Source organism: Kocuria sp. p3-SID1428 (assembly GCF_025149945.1).
Classification (GTDB): domain Bacteria; phylum Actinomycetota; class Actinomycetes; order Actinomycetales; family Micrococcaceae; genus Kocuria.
In genome coordinates, this window is record NZ_JALXVH010000035.1 from 1 (window position 1) to 18,849 (window position 18,849).

Annotated in this window: 14 protein-coding genes and 4 pseudogenes; 13 read left to right on the plus strand and 5 right to left on the minus strand. The window is 70.7% G+C overall.

What is annotated here, in order from left to right; genetic code table 11:
- Window positions 1-101 precede the first annotated feature (101 nt).
- A pseudogene (locus tag M3E84_RS12505) lies at window positions 102-434 on the plus strand (type II toxin-antitoxin system RelE/ParE family toxin); the annotation flags it as partial.
- A 129-nt stretch (window positions 435-563) separates the two neighbouring features.
- Here the strand turns inward: M3E84_RS12505 and M3E84_RS08585 are convergent.
- Window positions 564-2,195 (minus strand): annotated as a pseudogene (locus tag M3E84_RS08585) (amidohydrolase).
- Window positions 2,196-2,270: 75 nt separating this feature from the next.
- On the minus strand, window positions 2,271-3,812 hold the full coding sequence (locus M3E84_RS08590; protein ID WP_259895783.1) for a sodium:alanine symporter family protein: 1,542 nt from the start codon (window positions 3,810-3,812) through the stop codon (window positions 2,271-2,273).
- A gap of 124 nt (window positions 3,813-3,936) precedes the next feature.
- Between M3E84_RS08590 and M3E84_RS08595 the strand changes: the two are divergent.
- The 4 genes and pseudogenes from M3E84_RS08595 to M3E84_RS08610 all read left to right on the plus strand — a co-directional run.
- Window positions 3,937-4,035, plus strand: a pseudogene (locus tag M3E84_RS08595) (GTP-binding protein); the annotation flags it as partial.
- 367 nt (window positions 4,036-4,402) lie between these two features.
- Window positions 4,403-4,651, plus strand: a pseudogene (locus tag M3E84_RS08600) (EamA family transporter); the annotation flags it as partial.
- A gap of 93 nt (window positions 4,652-4,744) precedes the next feature.
- Window positions 4,745-5,662 (plus strand): D-isomer specific 2-hydroxyacid dehydrogenase family protein, encoded by a 918-nt coding sequence (locus M3E84_RS08605; protein WP_259895784.1) that lies wholly within the window; start codon window positions 4,745-4,747, stop codon window positions 5,660-5,662.
- A 485-nt stretch (window positions 5,663-6,147) separates the two neighbouring features.
- Window positions 6,148-6,927: a hypothetical protein gene (locus M3E84_RS08610; RefSeq protein WP_259895785.1), complete on the plus strand. Its 780-nt coding sequence runs from the start codon at window positions 6,148-6,150 to the stop codon at window positions 6,925-6,927.
- 5 nt (window positions 6,928-6,932) lie between these two features.
- On the opposite strand, the gene rlmC is transcribed toward M3E84_RS08610, so the two are convergent.
- Window positions 6,933-8,084, minus strand: coding sequence for a 23S rRNA (uracil(747)-C(5))-methyltransferase RlmC (gene rlmC, locus M3E84_RS08615; RefSeq protein ID WP_259895786.1), 1,152 nt, complete (start codon window positions 8,082-8,084; stop codon window positions 6,933-6,935).
- Window positions 8,085-8,129: 45 nt separating this feature from the next.
- Between rlmC and M3E84_RS08620 the strand changes: the two genes are divergently transcribed.
- Window positions 8,130-8,921 (plus strand): hypothetical protein, encoded by a 792-nt coding sequence (locus tag M3E84_RS08620; RefSeq protein ID WP_259895787.1) that lies wholly within the window; start codon window positions 8,130-8,132, stop codon window positions 8,919-8,921.
- A gap of 36 nt (window positions 8,922-8,957) precedes the next feature.
- Complete coding sequence (serA, locus tag M3E84_RS08625) at window positions 8,958-10,160, plus strand: phosphoglycerate dehydrogenase (RefSeq protein WP_259895788.1); 1,203 nt, start codon at window positions 8,958-8,960, stop codon at window positions 10,158-10,160.
- 114 nt (window positions 10,161-10,274) lie between these two features.
- Here the strand turns inward: serA and M3E84_RS08630 are convergent, their stop codons facing one another.
- On the minus strand, window positions 10,275-10,466 hold the full coding sequence (locus tag M3E84_RS08630) for a PepSY domain-containing protein (protein ID WP_259895789.1): 192 nt from the start codon (window positions 10,464-10,466) through the stop codon (window positions 10,275-10,277).
- A gap of 21 nt (window positions 10,467-10,487) precedes the next feature.
- Complete coding sequence (locus M3E84_RS08635; protein WP_259895790.1) at window positions 10,488-10,904, minus strand: hypothetical protein; 417 nt, start codon at window positions 10,902-10,904, stop codon at window positions 10,488-10,490.
- A 188-nt stretch (window positions 10,905-11,092) separates the two neighbouring features.
- Here M3E84_RS08635 and M3E84_RS08640 point away from each other — a divergent pair, with 188 nt between their 5' ends.
- Genes M3E84_RS08640 through M3E84_RS08665 form a run of 6 tightly spaced genes read left to right on the plus strand, consistent with a single transcriptional unit; the run spans window position 11,093 to window position 18,848 of the window.
- Complete coding sequence (locus M3E84_RS08640) at window positions 11,093-11,863, plus strand: DUF3662 and FHA domain-containing protein (protein ID WP_259895791.1); 771 nt, start codon at window positions 11,093-11,095, stop codon at window positions 11,861-11,863.
- Window positions 11,856-12,341, plus strand: a complete 486-nt coding sequence (locus M3E84_RS08645; protein WP_259895792.1) for an FHA domain-containing protein — start codon at window positions 11,856-11,858, stop codon at window positions 12,339-12,341. The genes M3E84_RS08640 and M3E84_RS08645 overlap by 8 nt, the downstream gene beginning before the upstream one ends.
- A 3-nt stretch (window positions 12,342-12,344) precedes the next feature.
- Window positions 12,345-13,934, plus strand: a complete 1,590-nt coding sequence (locus tag M3E84_RS08650) for a PP2C family serine/threonine-protein phosphatase (RefSeq protein ID WP_259895793.1) — start codon at window positions 12,345-12,347, stop codon at window positions 13,932-13,934.
- Window positions 13,934-15,607 carry an FtsW/RodA/SpoVE family cell cycle protein gene (locus tag M3E84_RS08655; RefSeq protein WP_259895794.1) on the plus strand — a complete coding sequence of 558 codons (1,674 nt, stop codon included), beginning with the start codon at window positions 13,934-13,936 and terminating at the stop codon, window positions 15,605-15,607. The genes M3E84_RS08650 and M3E84_RS08655 overlap by 1 nt, the downstream gene beginning before the upstream one ends.
- Entirely contained in the window at window positions 15,604-17,049 is a 1,446-nt protein-coding gene (locus M3E84_RS08660) for a penicillin-binding protein 2 (protein WP_259895795.1), read from the plus strand. Before M3E84_RS08655 ends, M3E84_RS08660 begins: the two co-directional genes overlap by 4 nt.
- Window positions 17,046-18,848 (plus strand): protein kinase domain-containing protein, encoded by a 1,803-nt coding sequence (locus M3E84_RS08665; RefSeq protein WP_259895796.1) that lies wholly within the window; start codon window positions 17,046-17,048, stop codon window positions 18,846-18,848. Before M3E84_RS08660 ends, M3E84_RS08665 begins: the two co-directional genes overlap by 4 nt.
- Window position 18,849 lies beyond the last annotated feature (1 nt).

Consider the following 18,849-nt stretch of genomic DNA (forward strand, 5'->3'; position numbering starts at 1 on the left):
TTTCACGAGCCCCACAAGCACAGCGACCCCTCAAGACTCGCCTTGCCCGAGCGAGAACGAGGTCATCCGCGACGGCCTGCGCGTTCTCTCCGCCCGCGAAGATGCCTCGAGAGCTGGCTGCGCACCGAAGTCGCCGCTTCCTACGACGAGCTTCGCGCCGATCCGTCCCGCGCGATCAGCTCCGCGGATATGAGAAGCCACCTCGCTCAGATGCACACCGACCGTCTTGCGGAACGCGATTCGTGAACCGCAGCGTCGTCTACTCGCCCCGCGCCAGACAACAGCTCACGGAGCTGTACCACTGGATCACAGAGCAGTCCGGTTCCCCAGATCTCGCAGAGGGATTCGCCACAGCGATCATCGACTACTGCGATGAGCTCGCAGATTCTCCGATGATCGGCCTTGCAAAGGACGACATTCGTCCGGACCTGCGAACGATCGGCTTCCGACATCGGGCCGTCATCGCGGCGGGCAGGGACCATGAGAGCTGTCCTATGTCCGGCTTCGGCGGTCGAAGCCGGACATCCGGCGGCTCTCGCTGGCTCAAGGAGCACAGCAGCCCCTCACAGGCCTCCGTGCACGAACCGCCCTCCCACTGCGGTGGCCGCGACCTCGATCGCGGCGATCGCATCGCTCGGCACCGCCCGCGGGTCGTCGCTGAGGACCACGAAATCCGCGAGCTGCCCGGAGACCAGCTGCCCCTTGCGCCTGCCCCAGCCCGTGGCCTCGGCGGAGCCCACCGTGTAGGCGTGCAGCGCCTCCTCGACGGTGAGCCGCTCGGACTCGGGCCCGTAATCCTGTCCCACCTCGGTGCGGCGCAGCACGAAGTCCTGGATCACATCCAGCGGCCGGCCGCCGGCCACCGGGCGGTCCGAGCTGCCGGGCAGCACGAGCCCGGCGCGCAGCAGTCGCCCCGCCGGATACGACAGCTCCACGCGCTCGTCGCCGATCCGCTCGCGCACCGATTCGCCGAACGCGCTGATGTAGTTCGGCTGCGTGGCCATCACGACCTCGAGCTCGGCCATGCGCGCCACCTGCTCCTCGCGCACCACACCGCCGTGCTCCACGCGGTGCGGCATCACGGGTGCCCCGAACTGCTCCCGGGCCTCGGCGATCACGTCGAGGGCGAAGTCCAGGGCGGCGTCGCCGATCGCGTGCATGGCCAGCGCCCAGCCACCCGCCGCCGCTGACAGGGCGGTGCGGCGCATCTCGCCGGGATCCTGCTGCAGGTAGCCGCGTCCGTGCCCGGCGAAGCAGTAGTCCTCCGACATGGCCGCGGTCATCCCCAGCATGGCCCCGTCCGTGAAGACCTTGGCCGGGCCGATCTGCAGCCACTCGTCACCCGCGCCCGAGCGGACTCCCGCGCTCAGGGTGACGTGGGTGCCGTCGTCGGGGTGGCCGTCGATCGCCTGGAGGCCGTCCAGGGTGACCATGGTCTGGAACCGGGTGCGCAGCAGCCCGGCCTCCCGCGCCCGCTGGTACGCGGCGAACTCGAGCGGGCTGTGCCCGATCCAGCCGCCGGCGATCCCGGCATCCGTCACCGAGGTGATGCCCTCGGCGGCGTACTCCTGCGAGGCCCGCTCCAGACAGCGTCCGATGTGCTCGTGGGACTCCGGCTGCAGCAGCCGCGTGACCAGGGGCATCGCGGTCTCCTCGAGCAGCCCGGTGGGCGCCCCGGAGTCATCCACCACGATCCTGCCGCCCTCCGGCTGCCGGTGCACCTACTCGCCGATCCCCGCCATGGCCAGCGCACCCCCGGAGACCGTGAGCGAATGGCCTGTGTTGTGCCGGATGAGCACGGGCCGTCCGCCGGCGGCCGCGTCCAGGCCGTCGCGATCGGGCTGGGGACCGTCGAGGTGACCGGGGTCGAAGCCCGCGCAGGTGACCCATGCCCCGGGAGCCAGCTGCGCGGCGCGGTCGGGGATCAGGCCGTAGACCTGCTCGGCGGTCCGCGCCTGCTCCAGATCGACGTCCAGGCGGGACTGCCCGAACCACACGCTGTGGGTGTGGACATCGTTGAACCCCGCGACGATCGTGCGCCCGCGGGCATCCAGGCGCTCCCGGGCGGCGAGTCCGTCCAGCTGCCCGTCGACCCCCACGACGAGCCCCTGCCACACGCCCAGCCGACGGGCCGACGGACGGGCGGGGTCGCCGGTGACGACGGACGCGTTGTCGATCAGGAGGTCGAGCTGCATGTGGTGGGGCTCCTGGAGCGGTCGATGGCAGGCGCAGGTCCCCGCGCCGAACGGGACGGGCAGGCCGGTCGGGGCTCAGTTGCGCGGACGCACCACCGCGACGGCGCGGGTGTCCGGGGCGGTGTCTGCGACATGATCCATGGCGGCACCGACATCGCCGGTGCGCTCGTAGGCGGCGTGGATCTGCTCCCAGATCGGGGCGTTGTCCACCCCGATCGCCTTGGGGTCCAGCACGATCTCTCCGCCGGCTCGGCGCTGCCGGTCGTAGTCCTTCATCAGGCGGATGGCCGTGGGGCTGAGCAGGACCAGCGCCAGGAGGTTCACCCACGTGTACAGGCCCAGGCCGAAGTCCGCCATGGACCACACGAACGACGAGGTCTGCACCGAGCCGAAGACCATGGACGCGGCGAGCAGCGCGCGCGCGACCCCGATGCAGATCCCCTGCGCCTTCGTGTTCGGGATGAGGTAGGCCAGGTTCGTCTCCGCGTAGAAGGAGAAGGACAGCAGCGTGGTGAAGGAGAACAGGAACACGGCGATCGCCACGAACGACGGCCCGAAAGCAGGCAGTCCGGAGTCGATCGCGAGCTGCACCCAGGCGGGGCCCTCCTCCACGCCCGGCACGTTCTCGGTGAGCAGCGACTCCTCGTCCGGGCCCAGCACGTTGAAGCTGTTGGTGGCCAAGATCATCAGACCCGTCATGGTGCACACGAACAGCGTGTCCACGTAGGCGGAGAAGGCCTGGGCGAGCCCCTGCTTGGCGGGGTGGGAGACGTGGGCGGCGGCCGAGGCCTGGGCGCCGGAACCGGTGCCGATCTCAGTGGAGTACACCGCCCGACGCACGCCCCAGGCCACGGCCGCGCCGAGCAGGCCCCCGTAGACGGCGTCGGCGCCGAAGGCGCTGGAGAAGATCAGCCCGAACATGGCCGGCAGCTGAGTCCACATCATGACCATGATGATCAGCCCGACGACGATGTACGCCCCGGCCATGAACGGCACCACGAGCCCCACGGTGCGCGCCAGACGGTGCATGCCGCCGAACACGATGAGGCAGAACAGGGCGGCCATCCCCAGGCCGACCAGCAGCGGGCTCCAGCCCCAGGCCTCCGTGGTGGCCGCGGTGACGGCGTTGGCCTGGATCTGCGGACCGGTGATCACCGTGGCGAACACGGTGGCCGCGGCGTAGGCCACCGCCAGCCAGCGCCAGTTCCGGCCCAGGCCCTCCAGGATGTAGAAGGCTGGCCCGCCGCGGAACTCCCCGCGCACCTTGTGCTTGTAGAGCTGGGCGAGCGAGCTCTCCGCGACCGCCACCGGGGCTCCGAGGATGGCGGTGACCCACATCCAGAACATGGCGCCGGGCCCGCCCAGGAACAGGGCCGTCGCGACGCCGGCGATGTTGCCGACGCCCACACGGCCGCCGAGCGCCATGGCGAAGGCTTGGAACGAGCTGATCCCCGCCGACGACGACCCGCCGTGGATGAGCTGGCCGACCATGTCCCGGAGCAGGCGCACCTGCGGGAAGAGCATGCGGATCGTGAAGTACAGACCGAGGGCGAGGATGCCGAAGGAGACCGGAAGGCTCCACAGGATCCCGTTCGCGGCGGTGATGAACTGTTCCATGGGAGGCCCCCGTGGGTCGTGATCAGGTCATGTGACTATAGCCATATGAGGGCTCAGCTCTGACCTCCCGCGCACCGTGGCCCCTCTGCGCTGCCTCCAGAACCCGCCGCGGCCGAGGAGCCCCATGACCGCCCGCGTCCCCGTGATCGCCCTGACCGGCCACCTGGGCGCCGGCAAGACGAGCCTGCTCAACCACCTGCTGCGCGCGCCCGGCGCGCGGCTGGGTGTGGTAGTCAACGACTTCGGTGAGCTCAACGTGGATGCCGCCCTGGTCTCCGGGCAGGTGATCGACGCCGTGACCCACTTCCAGACCGTGGACACCCGCGAGACCCCACCGAACCGCTTTGCGGCGGCCACGCTGGTGGTGATCGGCAAGGCAGATCTTCTGCAGGAGCAGGAGCGCGAGGCCGCCGCCGAACGGATCTGCGAGCGCGTCCGCGCGCGCGTCCATGGATCGCCCGGGCGCGGCGGGTTCCGGGTCGACGTGGTGGGGCCGATGATCCGCGTGGCGCGCCTTCCCCATCCGCCGCAGCTCGGGGAGCTCGTGGTCGTGGGGCTGGAGCTGGACGCCGACGACCCCCACGCTTGCGGGAGGCGCCGCCTTCGCCTGCCTGTCGGTGGTGAGCATGCTGCTGGGCTTCTTCGCCTGGTACCGCGGACTGGGCATCGGCCCCATGGCCCAGGTCAGCCAGGTCCAGCTCGCCCAGCCGATCCTGACCCTGAGCTGGGCGGCGCTGCTGCTGGGCGAGCAGCTCACCTGGCTCACCCTGCTGGGGGCGGCTGCGGTGATCGCCTGCGCCCTGTCGGCGGTACTCGTGCACGTGCGACCGAAGGGCTGAGCGCACCGCAGCGAGTGCACGGAACCGAGCACGCAGCGCCGCCATGGCGCAGGATGGGCCCAGACCCCGTCCACGACGCCTCAGGAGGCCACCGTGTCCCAGCCCCGCATCCACATGCTGCCCGTCGACGACGACGGCTTCCGACAGGCCATCGTCGACGGCGGAGGCCGCCTCGTGCAGGACCCGGCGGAGGCGGAGGCCGTCGTGGTCCCGTACGGGGCCGATCCGCAGGACCTGGTGGCCGCCGTCGAGTACGAGGGGATCCGGTGGGTCCAGCTGCCCTCGGCGGGCATCGAGGCTTTCGCGGAGTCCATGCGCCGTCGCCCGGACATCTCCTGGACCTCGGCCAAGGGCGCCTACGCGAACCCTGTCGGCGAGCACGCACTGGCACTGACCCTGGCCCTGCTGCGCGAGCTGCCGCGCAGGGTCGTGGCACGCAGCTGGGCCCCGCGCTCGGGGCGATCGCTGCACGGCATGCGAGCCGTCGTGGTGGGCGCAGGCGGGATCGGGCGGCGGATCATGGACCTGCTGCACGTGTTCGACGTCGAGGTCACCGCCGTGCGCCGCCGACCCGAGGCCGTCGCGGAGGCCGATCGCACCGTGGGAGTGCACGACCTGCCGGAGATCCTCCCGTTCCAGGACGTCGTGATCGTGGCGGCCGCCCTGACCGAGGACACGCACCATCTGATCGGGCGGGCCGAGCTGGAGTCCATGCGCACCGATGCGATCCTGGTGAACATCGCCCGCGGCGGCCTGATCGACACCGAGGCCCTGGTCGCAGCCCTGGAGCGCGAGCAGATCGCCGGGGCCGCGCTCGACGTCACCGACCCCGAGCCGCTGCCCGATGGCCACCCCCTCTGGGAGCAGCAGCGGTGCCTCATCACCCCGCACACCGCGGACACCATGGAGATGATCCGCCCGCTGATCTTCGCTCGCATCGTGCGCAACCTGCGGGCCTTCGCCGCCGACGACGAGCTCGAGGGCGTGGTCGATCCCCAGGCCGGCTACTGAGTGCGCCAGCTGTGCGCCCCGCATCACCGAGGTCGTGCGGGGCGCTCGATGCAGGCCCAAGCGTGGGCATCGCTCCACACCGGCCACGGATGCATCCGACTTCACTTCATGCGACTTCGCACAGGCCCCTGACCTGCCATGTCGCGCAGGAGGCCCGCCGTGGCACCCTCAGCCACCGCCGCGTAGCCCCCAACCGCGACGGAATGCGTCCCCCGATCTGGGGACGTCCCTCGATCAGCGGCCCACGTCCGACTCCGCCATGATGGAAGTCCACTGCCAGAAACGCCCTGTGACATGGTGCTTCGGGGCCTACCCGCCTTCGCGGCGCCCGCAGGGCCCTTCCTCGGCAGCGGGTTCGAGGCGGCTGCCCGCCGCCCTCGAGTCCGCGCAACATCCCGTCGTCGACTCCCCCATCGATCACGGACTCTGCCACCCCGTCGTCCCGCTCCCCCGAAGCTGGACGGCCTGATCACCAGGACCTGCCCATGTCCCGCACTGACGCCCATGACCCCAGAGCCCGCTCCCGGGCCTACGACTGCGCGACCGTCGAGTACCAGACCGTGCGCCGCGAGCCGCGCGCGGTCTTCGACGACCTGACCCGTACCAGCTTCGAGGCCTGCGCCGCCCTGGCTGACGCAGTCTTCGACGAATGCACCGAGCACGCCTCCCCAGCGGAGGCCGCCCGCGGAGGCCGTCTCCTGGCGCAGGAGGACTCGCACGTGCGCTGCGTCCTGGAGCCGGAGGGCCCCGGCAGGTATCTGCTCGGCTTCGAGGTGCCGTGCGGCCCGGGGCCCGGGCAGGGCCTGAGCCGTCTCCTGCACGCCCTCGGGCTCAAGGGCGCCGCGGCTCGGACCGATCCGTCGCTGCAGGGCCGCCTGCTGTCCACGACCCACCTGATCGAGGACCTGGTGCTGGGGGTGGACACGATCTGCTCGACCGCCCCCGGGCGGCTCACCGTCGGCATCGCCGGAAGCGAGCAGGACGCCTCGATCGAGTTCATCGACGGCGTGCGGATCCTGCGGCGCATTCACCCGCGCACATGGCGGCTGCTGCACCGCGACGACGTCCAGGACCTGCTGCGGCGGATCCTGGCCCCGTTCCAAGACCCGGAGCTGTACACCCTGACCATCCGCTCGCAGCCGCCGTACGGCAGCCTGTGCCCCAGCTGGACCGTCACCTCGAACGAGCAGCTGCGCCGCTTCGCCGGCGGAGGCCGTCTGGACCTGCCGGCGCTGGGGATCCCTCTGGACCTGCTGGCCTCCTGAGAGCCTCAGCGCCGCTGCAGCAGCACGGCGGTCTCGCTGTGACCGGTGTGCGGGAACATGTCCAGAAGCCGCGCCTGCACCGGGCACCACGACGGCATGGCCGCCAGGTCGCGGGCCAGCGTGCGCGCATTGCAGCTCGAGTAGATCAGGCTGCGGACCTGCGAGTCCTCCAGTCGCTGCGCCAGCTCGACGCCCAGCCCGCGCCGCGGCGGATTCACGACCACCAGCGGCACCTCGCCCTCCAGCGAGCGCTCCACGGCGGTGGCGTCGCCGGCCGTGAACGTCACCGCCCCGGGCCCCGACGACGGCAGGCCCATCTCGGCCGCCGCCTGTCGCGCGGCCTCGACCGCCTCGACGGACATCTCCACGCCGTGCACCCGCCGATCCGCAGCCGCCAGGTGCAGCGCGAAGCCGCCGACCCCGCAGTACAGGTCCACGACCTCTGCGGGCTCCAGCTCGCGCGCCCACTCCACGGCCTGGCGGTAGAGGGCGGCAGCGACCTCGGTGTTGGTCTGGAAGAACGAGCGCGGCCGCAGCCGCAGCGGGATGCCGTTGATCGGCATGGACAGGCTGTCGCCGTCGGTGAGCACGTGCTCCACCGGGCCCTCGAGCACCGCCTGGTGCTCGGGCTGCAGGTTGGCCGTGACCACACGCAGCCCCGGCAGGGCCTCGAGCAGCACATCCAGGTGCTCGCGGATGCGCCCGAGCATCTTCTCGGAGCGGAGGACGAAGCGCAGCATCAGCTCGCCGTCGGGCGAGACGGTCACCAGCACGTGCTTGAGCTCGCCGCGGCCTTTGGGGACGTCGTAGGGCAGGAGGCGAAGCTGGGTGCAGAACGCCGCCACGATCGGGAGGGCCCGTCCGATCGGCTCGGGGTATAGCGGGCATTCGCGCAGATCAATGCCGCGACCGCGTGGATCCAGGATCCCCAGTGTGGGGTGCTGGACAGTGCCGGCCACGACCATCTTGGCCTTGTTGCGAAAGCCCGACTCGGCGCTGGCCACAGGCTCCAGCCAGGTGAGTCCGCTGAGGTCGGCGCCTCCGTCGTGCAGCAGCGCGCGGACCCCGTCCTGCTTGGCCGTCAGCTGCTGCGCATAGGGTTGATCGATCAGGGTGCAGGAATCGCACAGCCCTCGGTCGTGATAATCGCAGCGCACGGCTCAGAACCCTATCGGCAACGCAGACCCCGCAAGGAGACGACCATGGCGCAGCAGCCCCGGCGCGCACCCTCGCCTGCCGTGATGCGCGGTCGACGCGATCCCGCGCTGTCCGTCGAGCCCGTGGACTGGACCCCGGCTCCCGCCCGGCGCGCCCAGCAGGCGCAGGCGGAGGCCGAGCAGAAGCGGCAGCGGGCGCAGGAGCAGCAGCGCCTGGCTCGGCAGCGCCGGCAGGTGGCCGCCAGGATCAGCGCCGGGCCCTCCGCCGCGGCGCCGCAGGCTCCCGCCGCGGCCCTCTACACCGTGGACTCCGGAGCGCCGGCTCCCACGGCCCGCGGCTCGCGGGTGCGGCTGTCGGAGGATCGGGTCCACGTGGTGGGCGCATGGGAGGCCACGCTGGCGCAGCTGCAGGAGGCCGTCGATGCCCCCGACGACGTCTGGACGGTCGATCTGGGCCGCACGGATCACTTCCTGCGCGGCGAGCTGTGCGTCCAGGTGACCCGCGCCGAGGGCGTCGTGGTGGGGATCTTCCGCTCCGGCTGGGCCACGGCCCGTCGTCCCGAGCAGCCGCTGCCGGAGGAGCCCGGCTCCGCCCCGCGCGCCTCCGGCAAGCAGGGGACCCGCTACCCCACCACCCAGCGGGACCTGCTCGAGCGACTGCGAGCTGCCGGCTTCGAAGTCACGACCTCCGGGCCCACGCACGGGAAGATCACCCACCCCGAGCACCCGGGCCGCTTCCTGCCCTTCGCCTCCACGCCGTCGACCAGCCGGCACGGCCGCCACATGGTCACCGCGGTGCGCAGGGTCTTCGGGATCGACCTGCGCGATCGGCCCTGAACAGCCCCCCGCGCGCATGTCGATAGGATCGGATGCGTGAAAGCCCTGCTCCTGGAGAACATCCACACCGAAGCCGAAGACATCCTGCGCCGCCACGGGGTCGAGGTCGAGACCCGGGCCGGCGCCCTGGACGAGGACGAGCTGATCGAGGCCCTGGAGGGAGTCGATCTGCTCGGCATCCGCTCCAAGACCCAAGTCACGCGCCGCGTGTTCGAGGCCAGGCCAGACCTCATGGCGGTCGGCGCGTTCTGCATCGGCACCAACCAGATCGACCTGGAGGCGGCCTCGGACACGGCGACCCCGTGCTTCAACGCCCCGTACTCCAACACCCGCTCGGTCGTGGAGCTGGCGATCAGCGAGATCATCGCCCTGGCCCGTCACCTCACCGACAAGAACCGGGACATGCACGCCGGGCTGTGGGACAAGTCCGCCAAGGGCGCCCATGAGGTCCGCGGACGCACCCTGGGCCTGATCGGCTACGGCAACATCGGCAAGCAGCTCTCGGTGCTCGCCGAGGCGATCGGCATGCACGTCTACTTCTACGACGTCCACGACGAGCTGCCCATGGGCAACGCCCGCAAGTGCGCCACGCTGGACGAGCTCTTCGAGAAGGCCGAGTGCATCTCGGTGCACGTCGACGGCCGCGGCTCCAACAAGGAGCTCATCGGCCGCGCCGAGTTCGAGAAGATGCGCCCGCGCACCCTGTTCCTGAACCTCTCGCGCGGTCATGTGGTGGATATCGACGCCCTGCACGACGCCCTGGCCTCCGGGCACATCGCCGGGGCCGGCATCGACGTCTACCCGGAGGAGCCCAAGGCCGCCGGCGAGGCCTTCGAATCCCCGCTGCAGGGCCTGCCCAACGTGATCCTCACGCCCCATGTGGGCGGCTCGACCGCCGAGGCGCAGGAGAACATCGGGCAGTTCGTGGCGGGCAAGCTGCTGGACTACACCGAGAAGGGCTCGACCGAGCTGTCGGTGAACTTCCCCGAGGTCACGCTCACCCGGGTCAGCGCGGGAGTGCGCCTGCTGCACACCCACGAGAACGTCCCCGGAGTGCTGTCCGCGGTGAACAGCGTGTTCTCGCAGCACCAGGTCAACGTCGACCGCCAGGCCCTGGTCACCCAGGGCGAGACCGGCTACCTGGTCACCGACTGCTCCTCCGGCGTCACCCGAGAGGTCATCGACGAGGTCCTGGCGCTGTCGGCCACCAAGCGCCTGGCCACGATCGCAGCCGACTGATCCGCCCGCAGCGCCTGCGGCATCGCCGACCGGCGCCCGGCCCCGCATGATGACGCCGGTCCCCACCACGATGGGGGCCGGCGTCATCATGGGCGCATCCGGCAGGGGCGGTGATCAGCGGTCGACGGAGACGACGTCCCCGCTGTCGGCATCCACCTCGACCTCGATCTCGTCGTCGAACTCGACCTGCCACACGGCCGCGCCGTCCTCGTCGTCCAGCGTGGCCTCGGTGACCGTGCCGTCCTGATCGGCGGAGGCGGCTTCGATGGCCTCAGCCATGGAGACATCGACCAAGGCGGGATCCACCTCCTGGTCGTCCTGCTCGGTCTAGTCGACCCCGGTCGAGAGGTCCTCGCTGACACGGACCTCCTGCTCGGTGGAGCCCTCGACCACGGTGACCTTCCAGCCGGCCGAGCCCTTCTCCTCGATGGAGATGGCCGTGGAGCCCTCCGTGGCCCCTGCCGATGCGTCGTCACCGGCATCAGAGGCACCGTCCGATGCCGCCTCGGAAGCATCATTCGAGGCGTCGTCCGACGCGTCGTCCGTGGAATCGGACGTGGCGTCATCGGAGGCACCATCCGAGGCCCTGTCCGAGCTCTGCTCCGTGGCCTCACCGGAGGCGCCCGTCGAGGCGTCGTCCGAGGTCTCCTGGGACTGCGACTGCGAAGTCTCGGCGGCGTCGTCCGAGTCGCCGTCATCGGCGGCGCCGCAGCCTGCGAGCAGGAGGGCGCTGAGGCAGAGCATCGGCTGCCGCGACCGTCTCAGCGGGCACTCATCTGCGCCCCACCGGACGCACATCCCCGTGTGGCTGAATCTGCATCTCGACGGTCCTCGGTGCGCCCTCATCAGCACCGTCTACTATCTTGAGAACATGTCCGCACCCTGCCGGGGCGGACGGCCCCGGCATGAGAGAGCCCCGTGGAAGGAGGCGCATGGGATTCCTCGACAACCTCGAACGCGGCATCGAGAAGGCTGTGCGCACCGCCTTCTCCACGGGATCGCGTCGGCGCATCGAAGCCGTGGAGATCGCCAGCGCCCTGCGTCGCGAGCTCGACGAGCACTCGTTCACGATCTCCGCTGGACGCACCATGGCGCCCAACGACTTCATCGTCGAGTTCTCGGACGAGGACTTCCCCCGCGCCCAGGAGTGGGGCACCCCGCTGGCGGAGGAGCTGTGCGAGGTCGTCATCAAGCACGCCCGCTCGCAGGCCTACACGCTGCAGGGCTCCGTGCGCGTGTCGTTCACCCGCAGCCCGGAGATCGAGCGCGGCAGCTTCGAGATCATCTCCTCGGCCCGCCGCACGAGCACCGACGACGCCGCCCCGGCCCCGTCAGCCGCACGCGAGGCCCCTCGCCCGGCACCGCCGGCCGGGCCGCCGCACCGCACCCCGGAGCACTGGGTCCCCGTCCTGGACATCGACGGCCAGCGCCTGTCCGTGGAGGCCGACTCGATCATCCTGGGGCGCTCCTCCGGGGCGGACATCACCGTCGAGGACACCGGAGTCTCGCGCCGACACCTCGAGATCCGCCGCGAGGGGGAGCACTGGCTGGCCGTGGACCTCGGCTCGACCAACGGCTCCCTGGTGGACGGCCAGCGCCTGCGCGGACGCACCGAGCTGGTCAACGGCGCGGTCATCGAGATGGGCCGCACCCGCATTGTCTTCCGGCTCGTCGCGCCCAGGAGGAATCGGAAGAATGTCTGAGCTGACCGTCACGCTGCTGCGCTTCGGGTTCCTGGCACTGCTGTGGGTCATGATCCTCGCCGTGGTCCTCACGCAGGGCCGCGACCTCTCCGTGGACCGACGCCGTCGCAAGACCCCCGTGCGCAGCGAGCAGCCCCGGCGCAGTACGACCCCTGCACCGTCTGCGGCCGAGTCCGCGCCCCGCCAGCTCCCAGGCACCCTCGTGGTGCTCCAGGGACCCACCGGCGGGCGCGCGCACCAGCTCGGCGGCGCCCCCGTGACCATGGGCCGCTCCCCCGAGTGCGACATCCCCCTCGAGGACGACTACGCCTCCGGCCGCCATGCCCGCCTGTTCCCGCAGGGCTCGCGGTGGTTCCTGGAGGACCTCGGCTCGACCAACGGCACCTACATCGACGAACAGCGCCTGACCCGCGCCGCTCCCGTCGACACCGGACGGCCCTTCCGCGTGGGCAAGTCCGTGCTGGAACTGAGGTCCTGACCCATGGCCCTCGCCTTCCGCTTCGCCGCCCGCTCGGATGTGGGCAGGATCCGCTCCAAGAACGACGACTCCGCCTATGCGGGCCGTCATCTCGCCGTCGTCGCCGACGGCATGGGCGGGCACGTCGGCGGCGATGTCGCCTCCGCCTCGGCCGTGATCGATCTGACGCACCTGGATCGCAGCGGATTCGGCGGCCACGCCGTGACCGAGCTGGCCGACGAGATCCAGAACGCCAACCAGAACCTCGCGGAGCTGGTCCGCCAGCAGCCGCGTCTGGCGGGCATGGGCACCACCGTGACCTCCCTGCTCATCGACGGCGACCAGATCGCCCTGTGCCATATCGGCGATTCGCGCGCCTATCGGCTGCGCGGCGAGAGCTTCGAGCAGATCACCACCGACCACACCTTCGTGCAGCGCCTCATCGAGGAGGGCCGGCTGCGCCCCGAGGAGGCCGAGACCCACCCGCACCGCAACGTCCTGATGCGGGTCCTCGGAGATGTCGACGCCTCTCCCGAGCTCGAGGCCCAGGTCTACGACTCCGTCATCGGCGAGCGCTGGCTGCTGTGCTCGGACGGGCTCAATGCGGTCCTGAAGCCCGCGGCGATCGAATCGCTGCTGCGCTCGGACGCCGAGCTCGACGACATCGCCCAGACCCTGGTGCGGGCCACCCTCAAGCGCGGGGCCCCGGACAACGTCACTGTCGTCGTGCTCGAGGTCGTGGACGCCGCCGATCTCGAGGCCGATGAGACCGATCTGACCGGCGCGCTGCCGGATCCGGAGGAGGCTCTGACCTCCGATCAGCTCACCGCACAGGCGCGCTCCTCGGTGCCCGCCACGGAGCCGCAGACGGCACCGGCGCCGTGGGCCGCCCCTGCCCAAGCCCAGACGCCGCAGGACACCAGCGCCGCGGAGCTGCGCCGCGGCCTCGACGAGCTGCCCCACATCCTGGTGGGCGCTGCGGCCAACGCCACCCAGACCGGCCGCATCCCCACCGTGAGCGGCTCGGCGGCCGCCCGCCGCGCCACCCTCGTGCGCACCTCGGCCTCGGACTCCCTCACGGACATCTCCGAGGTCGACTCCGCCCTGCAGCGTCGCGGCTCCCACCGGCGCGGCCGGATCCTCGGCACCGTCGTGGCGCTCGTCGTGATCGCCGCCCTGGTCACGGCCGGGGCGCTGGCCTACGCCTGGACCCGGGGGCAGTACTTCGTCGGCTCGGACGGCGAGAACGTCGCGATCTACCAGGGCGTGGACCAGAGCCTCGGGCCCCTCCAGCTCTCGGAACTCCAGCAGTCCACGGACCTGGCGGTCGACGACCTCCCCGGCTACGCACGCTCGCGCGTGGAGGACACGATCGCCGCGGATGATCTCGGCCACGCCGAGTCCATCCTGCTCGGGCTGCGCTCGGACGCCGCGCGCTCCGACCGCGAGCGCCAGGACGCGGAGGAAGACTCGCCCAGCCCCTCGCCCTCGTCCGGCGCGTCCGAGCCTGAGGCCTCGCCCGGTGCGACCAGCCCTGAGGCCTCGCCCGGCTCGACCGGCACGGTGAACTACCCCGAGTCCTCGTCCAGCGCCGGTGAAGGAGGGCGGGGCTGATGTCGTCCCAGGTCACCGCCCCCGCACCCGGGACCGTCGCGCAGGAGCCGGTCCAGCGCCGCAGGCGACTGAGCGAGCTCGTGCTCCTGCTGCTCGCCCTCGTGCTGGCCGTGGGCGCCAACTTCCTCGTGGACCCGGAGCGCTTCGCCGAGGACAGCGCCCACGTGCTGCGCACCGCGATCGTCCTCGGCGGCGGCGCCCTGCTGGTGCACGTCATCCTGTGGTTCCGCGCTCCGTACGCGGATCCCTACATCCTGCCGATCGTGGTGACCCTCAACGGCCTCGGCCTGGCCATGATCCACCGGATCGACCTGCTGATGGGCTCGAACGCCGCGGGCAGCCAGGTGCTGTGGACCGGCGTGGGCATCGCCGGCGCCGCCGCGGTGCTCCTGCTGCTCAAGGATCACCGGGCGCTGCGCAGGGTCACCTACATCTCGCTGGTGGTCTCGGCCCTGCTGCTGATCCTGCCCCTGCTGCCGGGGCTCGGCACCGAGATCAACGGTGCGCGGATCTGGATCTCGATCGGCGGACGCACCTTCCAGCCCGGCGAGTTAGCCAAGATCACCCTGGCGGTCTTCTTCGCGGGCTACCTGTCTATGAACCGCGACGTCATCCTCCTGGCCGGGCCCAAGATCGGCCCCCTGCATCTGCCCCGCTTCCGCGATCTCGCGCCCCTGTTCGCTGCCTGGCTCGTGTCCATCGGTGTGCTCGTGCTGCAGCGCGACCTCGGCACCGCGATCCTGTTCTTCGGCCTGTTCGTGGCCATGCTCTACCTCGCCACGGGCCGTCTGAGCTGGATCATCCTGGGCCTGCTCTTCGTGGCCGCCGGCGGATTCGTGGCCTCGCAGACCTTCGGCCATGTCGCAGCCAGGCTGGACTCCTGGATCCACGCCTTCGATCCGGAGATCTACGACGCTCCCGTCGGCGGCTCGCGCCAGATCGTGCAGGGCCTGTTCGGCCTGGCCTCGGGTGGCCTCTTCGGCCAGGGCTGGGGCCAGGGCCGCCCCGACCTGGTCTCATATGCCAACTCGGACATGATCATCACGGCCTTCGGCGAGGAGCTCGGGCTCATCGGAGTGAGCGCGATCCTCCTCCTGTTCTTCCTGCTGGCCTCCCGCGGCTATCGCGCCTCGTTGGGCACTCCGGACACGTTCGGCAAGCTGCTCTCGGCAGGACTGGCCTCGATCATGGTAATCCAGCTGTTCGTGGTGGTCGGCGGCGTCACCCGCGTGATCCCCCTGACGGGTCTGACCACGCCGTTCATGTCGGCCGGCGGCTCGTCGATGCTCTCGAACTGGATCATCGTGGCCCTGCTGCTGGCGATCTCCCACTCCGCCCGCCGTCCGATCGTCTACGGGCCGGCCAGCGACGAGGAGATCGCCGAGTTCGAGGCGCACGAGGAGGAGGAGGCCGAGCGCACCGAGGCGGAGGAAGCCGCCCGTCTCGAGCGCGCCGAGCGGCGTCGCACCCGTCGCGAGGAGCGCTCCGGTGAGGACTCCGAGCAGACAGAGGTCGTCCCGCTGGCCCGCACCTCCGGCTCCAGGGCGGCGGAGGCCGACGATGAGCCCACCGAGATCCGCCCCCTCGATCCCGCAGCGGACCCGCGGACCAGTCGTCGCAGCGGATCGCACCAGAACCAGAGCCCAGACAGCAGCAGAGGAGGAAGGCCGTGAACCGCTCGATCCGTCACGTGTGGATGGCAGCCGTTGCCATGTTCGCCGTGCTGCTGCTGGCGCTGACCTCAATCATGTTCTTCCAGCAGCGCTCGCTCGCCGCCGACCCCTGGAACACCCGCACGCTGTACGAGCAGTTCGGCAGGGACCGCGGCTCGATCCTGGCAGGCGGTGAGGAGATCGCCCGCTCGGTGCCCGCCGAGGGCGACTACGCCTTCGCCCGCGAATACCCGCAGGGCGATCTCTACTCCGAGGTCACCGGATACTTCTCCCCGGTCTACGGCGCCACGGCCCTCGAGCAGGCCATGGGCGATGAGCTCTCCGGCGCCTCGGACGACCAGTTCTACAACCGCGTGATGTCCACGCTGTCCGGCGAGCAGCAGACGGGCGCCTCGGTGGAGACCACGATCGATCCCGAGCTGCAGCAGATCGCGCATGATTCCCTGCAGGGCCGTCAGGGAGCGATTGTGGCGATCGAACCGGACACCGGCCGGATCCTCGCCATGGTGTCCTCCCCTGGCTTCGACCCCAATGAGATGTCCTCGCACGACACCGAGTCCGTCATGGCCGCCTCGGAGGCCTACAGCAGCGATCCTGCTCAGCCCCTGGTCAACCGGACCATCGGCGGCGATCTCTACTCCCCGGCCTCCACATTCAAACTGATCGACACCGTCGCAGCCCTGGAATCCGGCGAGTACACCACCGACACCGAGATCCCGAACCCCCAGGAGCTCGAGCTGCCCGGCACGAACATCACCCTGCCGAACTACCGCGGCGGTCCGTGCGATGCCCGCGAGGTCGCAGACCTCCAGTTCGCCCTCGAGAACTCCTGCAACGTGCCCTTCGCCCAGGTGGCCATGAACCTCGGCGAGGACCGCATCGCCCAGACCGCCGAGAACTTCGGCTACGGCCAGGATCTCGACATCCCCCTGTCCGTCACCCCGTCGTCCTTCCCCGAGGGCATGACCGACGCCGAGCTCGCCATGGCCTCGATCGGTCAGTACGACGTCCGCTCGACCCCCCTGCAGGTCGCCATGATCTCGGCGGCCCTGGGCAACGACGGCGTCCTGATGAAACCCCAGCTCGTGGACCAGGTCCGCTCCCCGGACCTCTCCGTGATCCAGGACTTCCAGCCCGAGGAGCTGAACCAGGCGACCTCGAAGGACGTCGCTGACACCCTGGAGGATCTGATGGTCTCGGACGTGGACAATGGAATCGCCCGCGGCGCCGCGGTGCCCGGTCACTCCGTGGCCGGCAAGACCGGCACTGCGGAGATCGGCTCCGAGACCGGTCTCACGGACTCCTGGTTCACTGGATTCGCCCCCGCGGATGACCCGGAGATCGCGATCGCCGTCGTGTTCGAGGACGTGGACACCACCACTGCCTCGACCCTGACGTCCCCCACTGCCCAGCGCATGTTCGAGGAGGTGCTGAACCGATGAGGCCCTCCAAGAAGACCGTCCTCGGAGAGCGGTACGCCCTGACCGATCGGATCGCGATCGGCGGCATGGGAGAGGTGTGGAAGGCCAAGGACCAGGTCCTGGGCCGCATCGTCGCGGTGAAGATCCTCAAGGAGGAGTACAACGGCGATCCGAGCTTCCTCCAGCGATTCCGCGCCGAAGCGCGGCACACTGCGCTGCTCAATCACCCCGGCGTGGCCAATGTCTACGACTACGGCGAGGACGACGGCTCCGCCTACCTCGTGATGGAGCTGGTCCCCGGCGAGCCGCTGTCGAACCTGATCGACCGGGACCGGCGCCTGCCCGTGGACGATGTCCTGAACTACATCGGGCAGACGGCCCGCGCGCTGGCGGCTGCCCATGCGCAGGGACTCGTGCACCGAGACATCAAGCCCGGCAATCTCATGATCACGCCCGAGAAGCGGGTGAAGGTCACCGACTTCGGCATCGCCCGCGTGGCCGATCAGGTGCCGCTGACCGCCACGGGCCAGGTCATGGGCACCGCCCAGTACCTGGCGCCCGAGCAGGCCACCGGCCAGACCGCCACCGGCTCCTCGGACATCTACTCCCTGGGCATCATCGGCTACGAGTGCCTGGCCGGGAAGCGCCCGTTCACCGGCGATTCGCAGATCGCGATCGCCCTGGCGCAGGTCAACGACCCGCCCCCGCCGTTGCCCAAGGACGTTCCGGCGGGCCCGCGTGCGCTGATCATGTCCATGCTCGCCAAGGACCCGGCAGACCGCCCGTCCACGGCCGGTGCCCTGGCCAGCGCCGTAGATGCGATCAGGCGCGATGATCTCGAGGCAGCCGTCGTGGCTGTTCCGGGCATGCGCCTCTTCCTGAACGGGGAGGTCTCCGGACCCACCGGCGCCGATGCCACGCCCGCCAGCGCCGAGCGCGCCCAGGAGGACTCGGCCGATCAGTCCACTGCGGCCTTCGACACCGTCCAGCCTCTGACCCCGGCACCCTCGGGTCCCGACCGCACAGGCAACCCTGCGGCCCCGCGCAGCGCCACGAGCACGGCCTCCGGGTCCTCCCGCGCCTCGAGCTCCGGAGGCGGCAGCTCGAAGACAGCGCCCATGCTCATCGGCGCTGTCGTCGTGCTGGCCCTCGCGGTGATCGGGCTCGCCGTGATGCTGATCCTGGGCAGCGGGGGCGACGACTCCCGGACGCCGGAGGGGACCGTCTCGACCGCCGATGCCTCGAGCGGGACGCAGGACGGCGCCTCCAGCATCGAGGTCGTCGCCGAGGACCTGATCGGGCAGGACGTCGACGATGTCGTGGCAGATCTGACCAGCCGCGGGCTGAACGTGGAGCAGGTCGGCCAGGCCAGCAGCAGCCGACCCGAGGGCGAGGTCCTGGCGGTGTCGCCGGCCGGGACTCTGAACCCCGGGGACACCGTCACCGTGACGCATTCGAACGGCCCGGAGGTGGCCACGCTGCCCGAGGACCTCACCGGTCGCTCCGCGCAGGATGCCGCCGACGACATCACTGCGCTGGGCGTGAACGTCGACATCCACTATGAGGACTCCGACGCCCAGGACGATGGCGACGTCCTCAGCTCGGAGCCCTCGGAGGGTCAGGAGGTCGAGGTCGGCTCCTCGGTGGCCCTGACCGTCGCGGGCAGCGCCGACGGCCAGACCTCCGCAGCATCGGCTGCGACCTCCCAGACCCGTGCCGCGTCCGAGCAGGTCCCGGACACGACTGACACCGAAGAGAACGCAGCAGTTTCGGCCGACGCCTCCCCCGGCGCCGCGCAGTCCCTGCCCGTGGAAGGCTGAT